The sequence below is a fragment of the Parageobacillus caldoxylosilyticus NBRC 107762 genome (assembly GCF_000632715.1).
In the GTDB taxonomy this organism is placed as follows: Bacteria; Bacillota; Bacilli; order Bacillales; family Anoxybacillaceae; genus Saccharococcus; species Saccharococcus caldoxylosilyticus.
Genome location: NZ_BAWO01000056.1, coordinates 26572 through 42113, shown reverse-complemented (window position 1 = coordinate 42113; position 15542 = coordinate 26572). Strand labels below are relative to the sequence as shown.

Below are 15542 nucleotides of genomic sequence, written 5' to 3'. Positions count from 1 at the left end.
AAGCGGTGTATAAAAGCACATAAAAAATCGAACATCTTGGAAATCATTACAGTAACTAAAACCAACTACTAAGGGGTGGACACTATCATGATTTCCAATTTTAACAGTGAAAAGGAGGAGTCTACTGATTAGCAGGCTCTATTTCTTTAAACTTTTATGGAACATATGTTCGTATTTGTGCTATAATAAAGTAGAGGTGATCATATGGATAATCTAAATTACTATCGAAGCATTTGTCCTTCTGAGCTAGCTCAATTACCGGTTGTGAACCTCTATAAGGAGCTCATCAGCGGAAAAAGAAAGGCCCTTCCTTCAGGTACATGGGAAAAAGACGAAAACGTGATCATTATTGTTCGTTATGCATTAGAAGTTAATCTTGGCTTAAAAAAGGAACAAATCCCCAAGATCAACCGAGCTGTCATAAGGGAACAGAAGCTTTGGGGAGCGTTAAATCGTTTTAAGTCTGTTCGTAAATTAATTCAATTTGTATATCCTGGCCGATACAATGAATTTGATTTCAGCCGGGTGCCGATTAATTACTGGAACAATATTCAAAATATACGTAACCGATTGGAATGGCATTTGCGCAGGGAAGGAATAAGGATTGCGGAGATACCGCGAAAGGTGAATTACGATTTGCTCGTTGAGTGGGGATTTTCCAACCCTTTGAAGCAACACGGCCATTCTCCATACCGCTTCATGAATGCCCTATACCCTGGCCGTTTTAAAGAAACGGATTTTAAAAAAATTCCTCAAGGTTATGCAACGAACCGCGAATTTTTAAAAGAGCAATTTATGGACATGCTTCGTCAGGAAAAGATTCGGTTTGAAGACGTGCCGAAGAAAGTGACGCGGCAAATGCTGATGAAGCATCGTTTTAGTGCGGCTTTAAAACATTACCGTAATTCGCCTCTAGAGTTTATACAATACCTTTTCCCCAATCAGTTTTCACTCGATGATTTTCGTACCAAACCAAATGGCTACTGGAAAGATATTGACAATGTGAAACGGGAGATTATGGATTTGATTAACAGGGAGAAAGTAGCCGAGCAGGATGTCCCGCGCTTTATGACGAAACAGCGGCTGGTGGAGGAAGGGTTGACTGGTCTGTTGCATGAATATCACGGTTCGCCGATTGAGATTATAGAGGCGGTGTTTCCGGGTAAGTATGATGTGACAGAGTTTCAGCGTGTGCCAAACCAACATTGGCATTCGCCGCAAAACCGAGCGCAGGCGCTGCGGACGTTTTGTGCCAAACGAGGGATCGGCCGCGAGGAGTTGCCGCGGTTAAACCGGGCGTATTTTCGCAAGCATTTCCCGCGGTTTATCAGCATGGTCGATCGCCATTACGACAGCAAATTTTACCGTTGGATTATGGAATCCTACCCGGAATACACGTTTTCCCCCGAGGAGTTTCGCTTGCTTGTAGGCGTGGACGGGCAATTGTGCGATTCAAAAGAAGAACTAGAAATCCATAACTTTTTGATTCGCGCGGTTGTTGATGGGAAAGTGGAAAGAGAAGGATGTCGTTTTGTGAACCACGAATATGACGAAGTATACATCCCTGACTGGGTGATCGAGCAAAACGACAGAAAGTGGATTGTCGAGTATTTCGGGCTATATGGTTCGACGCGTTACAAGTGGTATACGGAGAAGGCGGACCGAAAAATGCAGTTTTACCATTCGCTCGCTGATTATACGTTGATTGCGATCATGCCTGGTGATTTTCGGGAAAATGGTTTTCGCAGAATTGCAACCCTTTTGATTAGTAATGGGATACAGCTTCATGTTCATAGCTCTTATTGTCACTGAAGAAGGTGATGCAAATGATCATCCTAAAACAAGGCAATCTCTTGGAAGATGAAGCAGAAGCTTTGGTGAATACGGTCAATTGTGTCGGCGTGATGGGGAAAGGAATCACTCTGCAATTTAAGCAGGCTTACCCGGAAATGTTTTCGGAGTATGAAAAGGCTTGCCGCCGCAAGGAAGTGCAGCCAGGCAAAATGCATGTCGTTTCCACTAAATCGTTATTGAACCCAAAATATATTATTAATTTTCCTACAAAACGCCATTGGAAAAATAAATCTCGGATGGAAGATATTGAACTAGGGTTGGCGGATTTGATAAAGGTGGTTAAGGAGCTTAATATAAAATCGATTGCGCTTCCGCCGCTTGGCTGTGGAAATGGCGGGCTTAGATGGGATGAAGTGCGCCCGAAAATCGAAGCCGCTTTTGAACATTTAAAAGATGTGGAAGTGCATTTATATGAGCCTGCTGGGAGTCCAAATCCTGATCAAATAAAGATACGCACAAAACCTCCAAAGATGACAAGATCTCGAGCGTTATTGCTAATGTTAATGAATGATTATTCCATTCCGGGGTATAAGTTGTCGTTGCTGGAAGTTCAGAAGTTGGCTTATTTTCTTCAGGTTGTCGGCGAGCCGATGAGATTGCGGTTTGAGAAAGGGAAATACGGTCCGTATGCGGACAACTTAAATCATGTGTTACTGCGTTTGGACGGTCATTTTATTCGAGGTTTTGGAGACCGCAATCGGGATGCGGAAATTTATTTACTACCGAATGCGGTACAAGAAGCTGAACAGTATTTGCAGGGTGATTCTGAAGCTGATGAACATTTAGAAAAAGTGCGGAATGTCATTCAAGGGTTTGAAACTCCATATGGGCTGGAATTGCTTTCAACCGTACATTGGGTTGTGAAAGAAAATCCGGATATAAAAGACGATGTTCATTCCATTATTGAAGAGATTCACAGCTGGAACGAACGAAAGCGGAAGATATTTAAAGAAAAGCATATTACAAAAGCTTGGCAACATTTGAAAGGAATAGGGATGCTTAATTAGTAAAAAATTGCTTGTAGATTAAGCCTTGCTCGTTCAGGGAGTGAGGCTTTTATGATCAGTATAAACTTTATTTTTAAGAGTTTTTATTACCAAGTTTTCTACCCTGATCAATAAAAATACGTCTAGAACCTATAAAAGATGATGAAGTCAAATGTGCTATTCTAAATTACAATTTCTTCGTTAATGATCCTCTTTATATTTGCAAATAATCGACTAAGTTTTTACATATCGTGTATACTGTTAATAGGTCATAATCCCTTCCCAGCTTTGGTGTCCAATACCGCCCATGAGCCAACCAATGGCGCAATTGCAGCGCGCTTTTATAATCGCTAATATATTTTTTCATTTGAGGATGCTGCTCTTTCCAGTTTTCGAGAATATCTTCTTCGAGAGAAGCGCGTTCTGCTTTTTCTTTGTAAATCGATCGAAATATCCGGCTAAGGTTATCTTTTTTACGATTATATACTCTTGTTAAATAATCTATTCTCAGTTTTGCTTCCACGGCGGCTAGTAAGTCTAAACATATTAGATTTTCCAGTTCTTCAATTTTATCTCTAAAATATTGATCTAATTCCTCTGGTGTAAAACCGATGAATTCTTCGGGTATCTCTAACCCTTTTTTGATATTTTCTTTGCATTTTAAAAGTGCGCTTTTACATAGATTATACAAATTCACAATGTCTTCAAGGTTTTTATTCTCCCCCGAAAATGTGATGCGACTTTTCACTTGGCAACGACCTCTAATAATGCATCAGAAAAAGAATCTTTGTTCAAGTCAATAAATTTTATGTTTGGGGGAGGAGTTGCGATTTTCCAAACATATTCGGGATTTTTCGTTTCACGAATTTTTTCTAAGCCCTTTGACAGTCCATCGTTGAAATGAACCATAATTTTTGGGGATTCTGCTTCTTTATCTACTAATAAAAACGTAATACTACCATTTTTACCAGTCATATCTATTCTCCCCATAGCGCCTATAATATTTTTTCCAATTGGCTCTATGACTACTTTTTGATCAGGAAAGTTTACATATAATTTCTTTGCCGTATATTCGCCAAGGTATTCTTCATATTTCTTTACTTCTTCCCATTCAAAAGATAACAGTCCCTTTTCTTGAAGAGGTGTAAGGAACGATTGAATTTGTTTGTAGAACGTTGCAATTTCCATCAGCCACTGCTGTTTTTTCTGTTCCCAGTCAATTTTATTTTTTTCGGTTTGTTCCTTTTTCTTTGTTAAAAATTCTTCTAAATTCTCCATTCCCATTTACAATCTCTCCTTTATACAATATTTGTCATTTTTATTATATCTTATTTGGCGGCTAACAGGTAGATGCTGTAGGAAATGATGATGAAACAAATGATATATGAAAAATTTCTGTAAAATGGCAGTAATCGATCGGTATCATAGTGCGCCTGATGCATGGAATGGTTATAAGCAGCAACACAAAACTTTTCCGGGGAAGGAATTATATATTTTTCACACAAGCAAGGAGCAAATAGAGGTAGAAGAACAATATTTTATAGGGATTCGGGGGAGAGTATGAATATATTGTACACAAGAAATAATCCCCTGCTTTTTTATTTTCTTTTCCCCTTCACAACTCCCCATCTCCATCCGATATAAACAATAGATAGTGTTCATGCAAAGGAGCGGGCGTTTATGTCGGTGGAACGGGTTTCTTCACATTCTCTATCTTCTTTCTATGAACGTATTCGCAATGAAAAGGAAACTAGTGTGATAGAATCGCAAAAGCACAACCATGCGAGCACTTCAGAAACTCCGCAGCAAGACCTCCCGAAAGAAAAACTGGAAGAAGTCGTAAAAGGCTTAAACGAATTCTTGCAGCCAAGCCATACATCCATTAAGTTTGAGCTGCATGACGAGTTACAGGAGTATTACGTCCAAATTGTTGATGAACAGACACATGAAGTGATTCGCGAAATTCCGCCGAAAAAGCTGTTGGATATGTACGCGGCGATGATGGAATTTGTCGGCTTGATTGTCGATAAAAAAATTTAATGGTGGTGAGTGAAAATGGCAAGTACGATGCACATTGGCGGTTTGGCAAGCGGCATGGATATCGACCAAATCGTCAGCGATTTAATGAAAGCGGAACGGATGCCGCTCGATAAATTGTATCAAAAAAAGCAAATTTTAGAGTGGCAGCGCGATGATTATCGTTCGATGAACACGTTGTTGCAAGATCTTGATAACTATATTTTTGACAATCTAACATTGCAAAGCAGCATGTTAAAAAAGAAGGTCACGAGCTCAGATGAAAGTGCGGTAACAGTTACGGCTATCTCAACGGCACCAAATGTTACAAATCAAATTAAGGTTAATCAAATTGCGACAGTAACAACGTGGGTTTCAAAAGATCAAATTATCATTAATGGTGGAGGCAAACTTGACCAGGATGCAAATTTAAATACGTTTACATTTACTACCGGTGGAGGAAGTTACTCTTTTTCTGGATTAATTACACTTAAGTTAGATGTTGACTTACCTGATGGTACATCAAAGAGTGGGGTAACAGTAACTGTTGATCCTTCTCAGGATTCTTTAAATGACGTTATCACAAAAATTAACCAAACAACCGATCTAAATGTATCAGTGTTTTATGATGCAGCTCAACAAAAAATGGTGTTTTCTTCTAACAAAACAGGAAGTGGTGCACACATCAAACTTGCGAGTGATGCAAGCGCTGATGCAGTGAATTTTTTCAAGGCACTTGGTTTTACAGATGCGTCTTCAGGTAACGAAATTGCTCAGGATGGTGCTGGAAGGACAGATGGACAAGATGCAAAGTTTACATTGAATGGATATGACATGACAACAAAAGAAAATACATTTACGATTAACGGTATCACATATACGTTAAAAAAAGCTGACCCGACTGCAACGATAAATATAACTACTTCAACTGATGTCGATGCAATGTTTAATGCGATTAAAGGGTTTGTCGACAAATACAACGAAATCATTGGTAAAATTAATGCGAAAATATCCGAAGAACGTTATCGCGATTATCCGCCGCTTACTGATGAGCAAAAACAAGCGATGACGGACAAGCAAATTGAGCTTTGGGAAGAAAAAGCAAAAAGCGGTCTTCTTCGCAGTGACCCCATTTTATCAGGTGGCTTAAGCCAAATGCGTTTGGATGTTTACAGTAAAGTAAGTGGTGACAATATTAATTCTAATTATGATACCCTTTCGGAAATTGGTATTACCACTTCAAGCAATTACCTTGAAAACGGAAAACTCATCGTTGATGAAACAAAGTTACGCGAAGCGATTGAAAAAGACCCGAATGCGGTTTTTCAATTGTTTAACGCTAACGGAACTGATTTTGACACAAAAGGAATTGCCAAAAGATTACGCGATACCATTAAAGACACCATTGGCAAAATTGAACAAAAAGCCGGGAATACGCTTTGGACGAACCAGCAGTTTGCGATTGGCCGTGATTTAAATGATATAAACGACCAAATTAAACGTTTTGAAGACCATCTCAAAGAAGTCGAGGACCGCTATTGGCGACAGTTTACGGCGATGGAGGAAGCGATCCAGCGCGCCAATCAGCAAAGCATGTACTTAATGAATGCCTTTGGCGGGGGAATGCAGGGATAACGAAAAAAGCTGGATGAATGCTTGCGCTGCGTAATGCCTCGCTTCTTGAAGCGTGTGATTCCATCATGACCGAAAAAGGAGTGACCGAGATGACCATGAACAATCCGTATCAAAACTATCAGGTGAACGCCGTGCAGACAGCGTCGCCAGGCGAGCTGACGCTGATGCTGTATAACGGCTGCTTAAAGTTTATCAAACTGGCGCGCAAGGCGATTGAGGAAAACAATATTCCGGCGCGGAACGAAAATTTAATTAAAGCGCAAAACATTATTCGCGAGCTGATGGTGACGCTGAATATGGAATATGACGTAGCGAAGTCGATGATGACGATGTACGATTACATTTACCGCCGCCTTGTCGAGGCGAACGTGAAAAACGATGCGGCGATTTTGGATGAAGTCGAAGGGTATGTGACCGAGTTTCGCGATACGTGGAAGCAAGTAATCCAAATCAACCGGCAGCGGCAGTACGCGCAAGGCGGGCAGGCGTAATGAGAGTCGTTCGCGAGATATGGGCGGTGACAAAAGAGCTTCGGGACCTTGTCGCTATGCCGATAACAGCGGAAGCGCGCGACGAAAAGATCGCCGCCATCGAGCAGCTGCTTGCCGAGCGGGAAAAGCTCATGGCCGAGCTTCGTCCGCCGTATAGCGAGGAAGAACAGCGGCTTGGCCGGCAAATCGTACAGTGGAATCAAGAGATTGATGCGCAATTGCGGGAGCTGAAGCGGCAAATTCAGCGCGATTTAACAATGATGCGTCAGAAGAAAATAGCGAATCATCATTACATAAATCCATATGAGCAATCTTTAGCAATGGACGGAATGTTTTACGATAAAAAACGATAGGTTGTGATAAGATGACTGTGTTAACGACTCCGCAAATCGAAATGGTGCAAAAATACGTGGAGCTTCTTGATACGATTGAGGAAGGGTTTGCCTATGTCGAAGAAAGCTTTGTGAATTACGAGCGGACGCAGGGGGACGAGGTGCTAGCCGATATTTTTGCGGCGTTTGCCCAGATTGGTTCGACGAACATACATTTATGCCAGCTGTTTGCTGAGGAAACGGACATCGTCTATCACTTGCGGCTGTTTTCCGATGTGCTCGAAGAGGCGTATAAATTAGATGGAAATTTTGGCGATACGAACATGAAGCAGCGTATTATCGAGCAGCATCTTTCCCCCGCGTTTCAAGCGTGGAAGATGACCACCACCCAGCTGTTAAAACGGTATGTGGAGCAATGAAAACACCGGGCTCCATGGCGTGGGGCCCGGTGTTTTTATTTCTTTTATTCTTTTCTTTGCCCTTTCACAAAATTTTCAAAAAAACATTTTGCCGATTCAGGCAGGGGTTTTATGGGTATTGTAGAATATAGAAACCATAGTTTAATTTAAAGGGGGATCAGCAATGATCTATAACGTTCGCGGGGAAAACATCGAAGTAACTCCGGCATTGCGTGAGTATGTAGAGAAAAAAATCGGGAAATTGGAAAGATATTTAGATCACACGGAAGATGTACATGTCCATGTGAATTTAAAAGTATATAATGATAAACAAGGAAAAATTGAAGTGACGATTCCAATGCCGAATTTGTTATTGCGGGCGGAAGAACGCCATGACGATATGTATGCGGCCATTGATTTAGTTGCCGATAAATTAGAAAGACAAATCCGCAAGCATAAAACGAAAGTAAACCGCAAATTGCGCGATCGCGATAAAGAGGCAAAACAAGCAGTTGCCGCGCCTAACCATGCGGCCGCGGAGAATGAAGAAGAATTTGAAATTGTCCGCACCAAACATTTCAGCTTAAAACCAATGAACAGCGAAGAAGCGATTTTGCAAATGAACTTGCTTGGGCATAACTTCTTCATCTTTACAAATGCGGAAACAAACCGCACGAACATCGTGTATCGCCGCAAAGACGGGAAATACGGCTTAATTGAAGCGAACTGACCCCATCCCCTGCCAACTTTTGGCAGGGGATGTTCCATCCGCTAACGACATAGTTTGATTTCATGTTTCTGTTTCCTCGGTTTCCCTGTCCTCTTTCCCCGCGTCTTAGTTGTCACTCATTCGTGTACATGATATGATGTAAATTAGTGACTCTATCGAATAAGGAGCGTTTTTCTATGCTTGGAGTATTAAAAAAGGTGTTTGATCCCAACAAACGCCAACTGAATCGTTTAGAGAAAATCGCCGATCAGGTCGATGCGCTCGGCCCGGAGATGGCAAAATTGTCGGATGAGCAGCTGCGGCAAAAAACCGAAGAGTTTAAAGCCCGCTATCAACAAGGAGAGTCGCTGGATGATCTTCTTGTTGAGGCGTTTGCCGTCGTGCGCGAAGGGGCGAAGCGCGTCCTTGGCTTATATCCATATAAAGTGCAAATCATGGGCGGTATTGTCCTCCATGAAGGAAATATCGCCGAAATGAAAACAGGGGAAGGGAAAACGCTGACGGCGACGATGCCGGTTTATTTAAACGCCTTGACGGGGCGGGGCGTGCATGTGGTGACGGTCAACGAATATTTGGCGACCCGCGACGCGACGGAGATGGGCAAGCTGTACGAGTTTTTAGGATTGACCGTCGGTTTGAACTTAAGCGGCATGTCGCGCGAAGAAAAGCAGGCGGCGTATAATGCCGATATTACGTATGGAACCAACAACGAATTTGGCTTTGACTATTTGCGCGATAACATGGTGCTTTATAAAGAGCACATTGTGCAGCGGCCGCTTCACTACGCAATCATTGACGAGGTTGACTCGATTTTGATTGACGAAGCGCGGACGCCGCTGATTATTTCGGGTACGGCGAAAAAATCGACGAAGCTGTATATTCAGGCCAATGCGTTTGTGCGCACGCTGAAAAAAGATGTCGACTATACGTACGATGAAAAAACGAAAAGCGTGCAGCTGACCGAAGAAGGCATTAACAAAGCGGAAAAAGCGTTTGGCATTGATAACCTGTTCGACTTAAAGCACGTGACGCTAAACCATCATATTAACTTGGCGCTAAGAGCGCATGTCACGATGCATCGCGATGTCGATTATGTCGTCGAAGACGGCAAAGTCATTATCGTCGACCCGTTTACCGGCCGCTTAATGCATGGACGCCGCTACAGCGACGGGCTGCATCAGGCGATCGAGGCAAAAGAAGGACTGGAAATTCAAAACGAATCGATGACGCTCGCGACGATCACGTTCCAAAACTATTTCCGCATGTACGAAAAGCTGGCGGGAATGACAGGGACGGCGAAAACGGAAGAAGAAGAATTCCGCAATATTTATAACATGCAAGTCGTCGTCATTCCGACCAACAAGCCGGTGATCCGCGAAGACCGTCCAGACTTGATTTTCCGGACGATGGAAGGCAAATTCCGCGCCGTGGTGGAAGATATCGCCCAGCGCCATGCAAAAGGGCAGCCGGTGCTGGTCGGGACGGTGGCGATTGAAACATCGGAATTGCTTTCGGACATGTTGAAAAAACGGGGCATTCCGCATAATGTATTGAACGCAAAAAACCATGCGAAAGAAGCGGAGATCATCGCCCAAGCCGGCCAAAAAGGCGCCGTTACGATCGCAACGAACATGGCTGGACGCGGTACCGACATTAAGCTCGGTGAAGGAGTGAAAGAGCTCGGCGGGTTGGCGGTCATTGGTACGGAGCGCCATGAAAGCCGGCGGATCGATAACCAGTTGCGCGGCCGTGCCGGACGTCAAGGCGACCCGGGGGTATCGCAATTTTATCTGTCGCTTGAAGACGAACTCATGCGCCGCTTTGGTTCGGAAAGCTTAATGGCGATGATGGACCGCTTAGGCATGGATGACTCGCAGCCGATCCAAAGCAAAATGGTGACCAAAGCGGTGGAATCGGCGCAAAAACGGGTCGAAGGCAACAACTTCGATGCGCGCAAACAGCTGCTTCAATATGATGATGTATTGCGCGAGCAGCGCGAAATTATTTATCGCCAGCGTTATGAAGTGCTCGATTCCGACAACCTCCGCGGCATTATCGAAAAAATGATTCAGTCGGTCATTGAGCGCGTTGTTAACACGCATACGCCAAAAGAGGAACTTCCGGAAGAGTGGAACTTAAAAGGAATTATCGATTACGTGAACGCAAACTTGTTGCCGGAAGGCGATGTGACCGTTAACGATCTGCGCGGAAAAGAGCCGGAAGAAATGATCGAGCTCATTTGGGAAAAGGTCAAAGCGCGCTATGATGAAAAAGAGCAGCAAATTCCGCCGGAACACATGCGCGAATTTGAACGCGTCATCGTCCTTCGCGCCGTCGATATGAAATGGATGGATCATATCGATGCGATGGAGCAGCTGCGCCAGGGCATCCATTTGCGCGCGTACGGACAAATCGATCCGCTTCGCGAATATCAAATGGAAGGATATGTGATGTTTGAAAACATGATCGCTTCCATTGAAGAAGAAGTGGCAAGATATATTATGAAAGCGGAAATCCATAGCAATCTCGAACGCCAGGAAGTGGCGAAAGGCGAAGCGATTCATCCAAAAGAGGGAGAAGGAGAAACGAAGCGCAAACCGTACCGCAAGGCGGTGCATATCGGCCGCAACGACCCTTGCATTTGCGGCAGCGGCAAGAAGTATAAGCATTGCTGCGGGAAAAACGCATAATTGAAATGGCAAAGTGGGGGGATTTCCTCTCACTTTGTTTTGCGAGAAAACGGGATATGAATCCCTTGGCGAAAATAAAAAAATTTGAGTACAATAAGCAACGAGGTGAAGGTATGATGATTGATTTAATCGAGATTAAACACGAACTGGAAAAAATGGCTAAGCGATTAGCGGAAATAAGGGGGTCTCTTTGACCTCGAAGCAAAGCAGGCGCGCATTCGTGAGCTAGAAGAACAAATGGCCGCGCCAAACTTTTGGGACGATCAAAAAGCAGCGCAAACGGTGATTTCGGAGGCCAATGCGCTGAAAGACTTAGTGAGCGAATTTGAAGCATTGCAAGAGCGCTTTGAAAATTTAGAAGTGACGTATGAATTAATCAAAGAAGAACCGGATGAAGATTTGCAGGAGGAGCTGGTCGCGGAAGCGAAAAAATTGACGAAAGACTTTAGCGAATTTGAACTCCAGCTCTTATTAAATGAGCCGTATGATAAAAACAATGCGATTTTAGAGCTCCATCCGGGCGCAGGCGGTACCGAATCGCAAGACTGGGCTTCGATGCTGCTGAGAATGTATACGCGCTGGGCGGAGAAAAAAGGGTTTAAAGTCGAAACGCTGGACTACTTGCCTGGGGAAGAAGCAGGCATTAAAAGCGTCACGCTTTTAATTAAAGGGCATAACGCCTACGGCTATTTAAAAGCGGAAAAAGGCGTGCACCGGCTCGTGCGGATTTCGCCGTTTGACGCGTCGGGGCGCCGCCACACGTCGTTCGTTTCTTGTGAAGTCATGCCGGAGTTGGATGATGATATTGAAATTGAAATCCGCCCGGAAGAGATTAAAGTCGACACGTACCGCTCCAGCGGCGCCGGAGGGCAGCACGTCAATACGACCGATTCGGCGGTGCGCATCACCCACCTTCCGACCGGTATTGTCGTGACATGTCAATCGGAGCGCTCGCAGATTAAAAACCGCGAAAAAGCGATGAACATGCTAAAAGCGAAGCTTTATCAGAAGAAACTCGAAGAACAGCAAGCCGAGCTTGCCGAAATTCGCGGCGAACAAAAAGAAATCGGCTGGGGGAACCAAATTCGTTCGTATGTGTTCCATCCTTACTCGCTGGTCAAAGACCATCGCACCAACGTCGAGGTCGGAAACGTGCAAGCGGTGATGGATGGCGAGATCGATATCTTTATTGATGCGTATTTGCGTTCGAAACTAAAATAAGATAAAAAGGCATCTATTATCGCTCGTTCGATAGTAGATGCCTTTTTTTTGTGCAAACTAACTTTACTGCGTTACTGCTTTATTTCGCTGTCATTTACTTGCAGGAATGGTCGTGCTATACTCTCATGGGAGGTTTGGCGAATGGGAAGAAGAAATCGGTCTAGACATCCAAAAATAGAACTTGTCATGGAATATGTGTACATATTGATTGGCTCTGCCATCGTCGCGGTAGCGTTCAACGTCTTTTTATTGCCAAACCGCGTCGCTTCTGGCGGGGTAAGCGGCATTAGCACGATCATGTATGCGCTGTTTGGCTGGCAGCCGGCGTATGTCCAGTGGGCGCTCAACATTCCGTTATTTATTGCCGGCGTCGTGCTGCTGGGCCGGCAGTTTGGCATCAAAACGCTTGTCGGAACGGTGTTTTTGCCATTTGTCGTGTATGTAACGAAAGGAATTGATCCAGCCACTCATAACCCGTTATTGGGCGCGCTGTTTGGCGGCATTGGCGTTGGCCTTGGTCTTGGCATTATCTTTCGCGGCCGGGCATCGACAGGCGGAACGGATTTAGCGGCGCAAATTATCCATAAATATACAGGGCTGTCGCTTGGAATGTGCGTCATTTTGATTGATGGGCTGATCGTTTTAACGGCGGCGTTTGTGTTTGATATTGAACGGGCGCTTTATGCGCTCATCGGTCTTTATGTGACAAGCAAAACGATCGATTTGGTCCAAGTCGGCCTCGGCTATTCAAAAATGGCGCTGATTATTACGAACGAGGAAGAAAAGGTGCGCCAGGCGATTTTACATGAAATTGACCGCGGGGTGACAAAGCTGCCGGCCTATGGAGGCTATACGGATCACGAGCGCCCGATGCTGATGTGCGTCGTGCAGCAATCGGAGTTCACAAAATTGAAACAATTGGTCAAAAGCATTGATCCATCAGCGTTTGTCGTGGTGACGAATGCATCGGAAGTACTCGGCGAGGGATTTAGGCGTACATAATTTTTGGTGAAATCGGTTATAATAAACATGCATTATTTTTCAATAGGGGGAGTTCATCAATGAAATGGAAACTCGCTACTGTATTTCTTGGTGCTTCGTTAGCGCTCGCGGCCTGTGGCGGCAACAACAATGCAACGGATAACAACAATGGCAATAATGGTGGAGGGGATACTGCCGCAGCAGCAGAGCAAATTTTCCAACAAAACTGCTCTTCTTGTCACGGGAAAGATTTATCAGGCGGCGTCGGTCCAAACTTGCAAAAAGTCGGAAGCAAATATTCGAAAGATGAGATTAAAAAGATTATTGAAAACGGACGCGGTGGCATGCCAGCCGGCGTGATTAAAGGCGAAGATGCAGACAAAGTCGCAGAATGGCTTGCGTCCAAAAAATAATTAATGACCAAAGTCCGGTTCCCTGTCGGGGCCGGGCTTTAGTTTGTGTAATGTATTTGAAATATAAATGTAAAATTACAGCTTTCGAAATAATGTTATAATAAACCTTGCAGAATTTTGTATAATATGTTCGAATTGGCACGAAACACCTCGAGGCATGGCAACAAAGACAATGAGACTAGGTGATTAAAAATGATTGAAATGCAGAATGTATATAAAACATATCCGAATGGGGTAGTAGCCCTAAATGACGTTAGTGTCCGCATAAAACAGGGGGAATTTGTCTATGTCGTTGGACCTAGCGGCGCAGGAAAATCAACGTTTATCAAAATGATGTACCGCGAAGAAAAACCGACAAGCGGCACGATTATGGTCCATGGGGTTAATCTGGAAAAATTAAAAGACAGCAAAGTTCCATTATTACGCCGGAACATTGGCGTCGTATTCCAGGACTTCAAATTGCTTCCTAAGCTAACGGTATATGAAAATGTAGCGTTCGCTTTGGAAGTAATTGAGGAGTCGCCGAAAGTGATCCGCCAAAAAGTGATGGAAGTACTGGAATTAGTCGGCTTAAAGCATAAAGTCCGCTCCTATCCAAGCGAGCTTTCCGGCGGGGAGCAGCAGCGCGTTTCCATCGCACGCTCGATTGTCAACTCGCCGAAAATTGTCATTGCCGATGAGCCGACTGGGAATTTAGACCCAGAAACATCATGGGGGATTATGGAACTATTCGAGAAAATTAACAGCCGCGGCACGACGATCGTTATGGCGACGCACAATCGCGAAATTGTGAATACGATTCGCCGACGTGTTATCGCGATGGAAAATGGAAAAATTGTCCGTGACGAGGCGAAAGGGGAATACGGCTATGAGGCTTAGTACCCTGCAGCGTCATATGCGTGAGAGTGTGAAAAGCCTTGGCCGCAATGGCTGGATGACGTTTGCTTCCATCAGTGCGGTAACGGTCACACTATTGCTAGTCGGTGTGTTTTTAGTAGTCATGTTTAACATGAATCATTTTGCGAAAAAAATCGAAAACGATGTCGAAATCCGCGTTCATATTGATGTCACGGCGAACAATCAAGATAAACAAGCGCTTCGCGCGAAGATCGAGAAAATTCCTCAAGTGAAGGAAATTCGTTATTCCTCGAAGGACGAAGAACTGAAACGATTAATTAAAAGCTTCGGAGAGGAAGGATCCTCATTCCGTTTGTTTGAGCAGGACAATCCGTTAAGCGACGTATATGTAGTGAAAACGGCAAATCCGGTCGATACGATCAAAGCAGCGAAGAAAATTGAAAAATTTCCGTTTGTCCATAAAGTGAATTACGGCCAAGGTCAAGTGGAAAAATTATTCAGCACGTTGAAGATAGCGCGCAATATTGGGCTTGTGCTGATCATCGGACTGTTGTTTACCGCGATGTTTCTCATTTCCAATACCATTAAAATCACGATTTTTGCGCGGCGGCGCGAGATTGAGATTATGAGATTAGTAGGAGCAACGAACGGGTTTATCCGCTGGCCATTCTTTTTGGAAGGGCTATGGCTTGGGGTCATCGGTGCGATTTTTCCGATCGCTGCCGTTTCTGTCGTTTATTATAATATTTACAAATTTTTTGAGCCGAAAATTACGATTCCATTTTTCGAGCTTCTTCCGTTTAACCCGTTTATGTGGCAGATTAGTTTGCTTTTATTGCTTATTGGGGCATGCATCGGCGTTTGGGGAAGCATGATGTCGGTCCGCAAGTTTTTGAAAATCTAATAGAAAAAAAGGATTAAAGGGAGAGGGGAATGA

At 44.0% G+C, this 15542-nt stretch carries 17 protein-coding genes; 15 read left to right on the top strand and 2 right to left on the bottom strand.

Annotated elements, in window-relative coordinates; genetic code table 11:
* The first annotated feature begins 204 nt into the window (after positions 1 to 204).
* Positions 205 to 1812, top strand: coding sequence for a hypothetical protein (locus GCA01S_RS14970; protein ID WP_042411060.1), 1608 nt, complete (start codon positions 205 to 207; stop codon positions 1810 to 1812).
* 14 nt (positions 1813 to 1826) lie between these two features.
* The gene (darG, locus tag GCA01S_RS14965; RefSeq protein WP_042411058.1) at positions 1827 to 2861 is read left to right on the top strand and encodes a type II toxin-antitoxin system antitoxin DNA ADP-ribosyl glycohydrolase DarG; all 1035 of its coding nucleotides are present in this window, start codon (positions 1827 to 1829) and stop codon (positions 2859 to 2861) included.
* Positions 2862 to 3054: 193 nt separating this feature from the next.
* On the opposite strand, the gene GCA01S_RS14960 is transcribed toward darG, so the two are convergent.
* Entirely contained in the window at positions 3055 to 3588 is a 534-nt protein-coding gene (locus tag GCA01S_RS14960) for a hypothetical protein (protein ID WP_042411055.1), read from the bottom strand.
* Positions 3585 to 4124, bottom strand: coding sequence for a hypothetical protein (locus GCA01S_RS14955; protein ID WP_042411053.1), 540 nt, complete (start codon positions 4122 to 4124; stop codon positions 3585 to 3587). Before GCA01S_RS14955 ends, GCA01S_RS14960 begins: the two co-directional genes overlap by 4 nt.
* A gap of 396 nt (positions 4125 to 4520) precedes the next feature.
* On the opposite strand from GCA01S_RS14955, the gene flaG reads away from it, so the two are divergent.
* The 13 genes from flaG to ftsX all read left to right on the top strand — a co-directional run bounded on the left by flaG (position 4521) and on the right by ftsX (position 15509).
* Positions 4521 to 4880 (top strand): flagellar protein FlaG, encoded by a 360-nt coding sequence (gene flaG, locus GCA01S_RS14945; RefSeq protein ID WP_042411051.1) that lies wholly within the window; start codon positions 4521 to 4523, stop codon positions 4878 to 4880.
* Between the two features lie 15 nt (positions 4881 to 4895).
* Entirely contained in the window at positions 4896 to 6491 is a 1596-nt protein-coding gene (locus GCA01S_RS14940; RefSeq protein ID WP_042411049.1) for a flagellar hook-associated protein 2, read from the top strand.
* 89 nt (positions 6492 to 6580) lie between these two features.
* The gene (fliS, locus tag GCA01S_RS14935; protein ID WP_042411066.1) at positions 6581 to 6982 is read left to right on the top strand and encodes a flagellar export chaperone FliS; all 402 of its coding nucleotides are present in this window, start codon (positions 6581 to 6583) and stop codon (positions 6980 to 6982) included.
* The gene (locus GCA01S_RS14930) at positions 6982 to 7335 is read left to right on the top strand and encodes a flagellar protein FliT (protein WP_042411047.1); all 354 of its coding nucleotides are present in this window, start codon (positions 6982 to 6984) and stop codon (positions 7333 to 7335) included. The genes fliS and GCA01S_RS14930 overlap by 1 nt, the downstream gene beginning before the upstream one ends.
* Before the next feature lie 11 nt (positions 7336 to 7346).
* Positions 7347 to 7733 (top strand): hypothetical protein, encoded by a 387-nt coding sequence (locus tag GCA01S_RS14925; RefSeq protein WP_042411045.1) that lies wholly within the window; start codon positions 7347 to 7349, stop codon positions 7731 to 7733.
* A gap of 163 nt (positions 7734 to 7896) precedes the next feature.
* Complete coding sequence (gene hpf, locus GCA01S_RS14920; RefSeq protein WP_017435664.1) at positions 7897 to 8442, top strand: ribosome hibernation-promoting factor, HPF/YfiA family; 546 nt, start codon at positions 7897 to 7899, stop codon at positions 8440 to 8442.
* Between the two features lie 176 nt (positions 8443 to 8618).
* Positions 8619 to 11132, top strand: a complete 2514-nt coding sequence (secA, locus tag GCA01S_RS14915) for a preprotein translocase subunit SecA (protein ID WP_042411043.1) — start codon at positions 8619 to 8621, stop codon at positions 11130 to 11132.
* A complete protein-coding gene (locus GCA01S_RS20580; protein WP_017435666.1) occupies positions 11111 to 11326 on the top strand; it encodes a hypothetical protein in 216 nt (71 codons plus the stop codon). The genes secA and GCA01S_RS20580 overlap by 22 nt, the downstream gene beginning before the upstream one ends.
* Positions 11252 to 12353, top strand: a protein-coding gene (gene prfB, locus GCA01S_RS14905; RefSeq protein WP_155835584.1) for a peptide chain release factor 2 whose coding sequence is annotated in 2 segments (ribosomal slippage) — positions 11252 to 11323 and positions 11325 to 12353 — 1101 coding nt in all. Because the reading frame shifts where the segments join, the coding sequence is not laid out codon by codon here. The genes GCA01S_RS20580 and prfB overlap by 75 nt, the downstream gene beginning before the upstream one ends.
* Positions 12354 to 12494: 141 nt before the next feature.
* On the top strand, positions 12495 to 13355 hold the full coding sequence (locus GCA01S_RS14900) for a YitT family protein (protein ID WP_042411039.1): 861 nt from the start codon (positions 12495 to 12497) through the stop codon (positions 13353 to 13355).
* A gap of 59 nt (positions 13356 to 13414) precedes the next feature.
* Complete coding sequence (gene cccB, locus GCA01S_RS14895) at positions 13415 to 13747, top strand: cytochrome c551 (RefSeq protein WP_042411037.1); 333 nt, start codon at positions 13415 to 13417, stop codon at positions 13745 to 13747.
* A gap of 192 nt (positions 13748 to 13939) precedes the next feature.
* A complete protein-coding gene (gene ftsE / locus GCA01S_RS14890) occupies positions 13940 to 14626 on the top strand; it encodes a cell division ATP-binding protein FtsE (protein ID WP_017435670.1) in 687 nt (228 codons plus the stop codon).
* Entirely contained in the window at positions 14616 to 15509 is an 894-nt protein-coding gene (gene ftsX / locus GCA01S_RS14885) for a permease-like cell division protein FtsX (RefSeq protein ID WP_042411036.1), read from the top strand. The genes ftsE and ftsX overlap by 11 nt, the downstream gene beginning before the upstream one ends.
* Positions 15510 to 15542 lie beyond the last annotated feature (33 nt).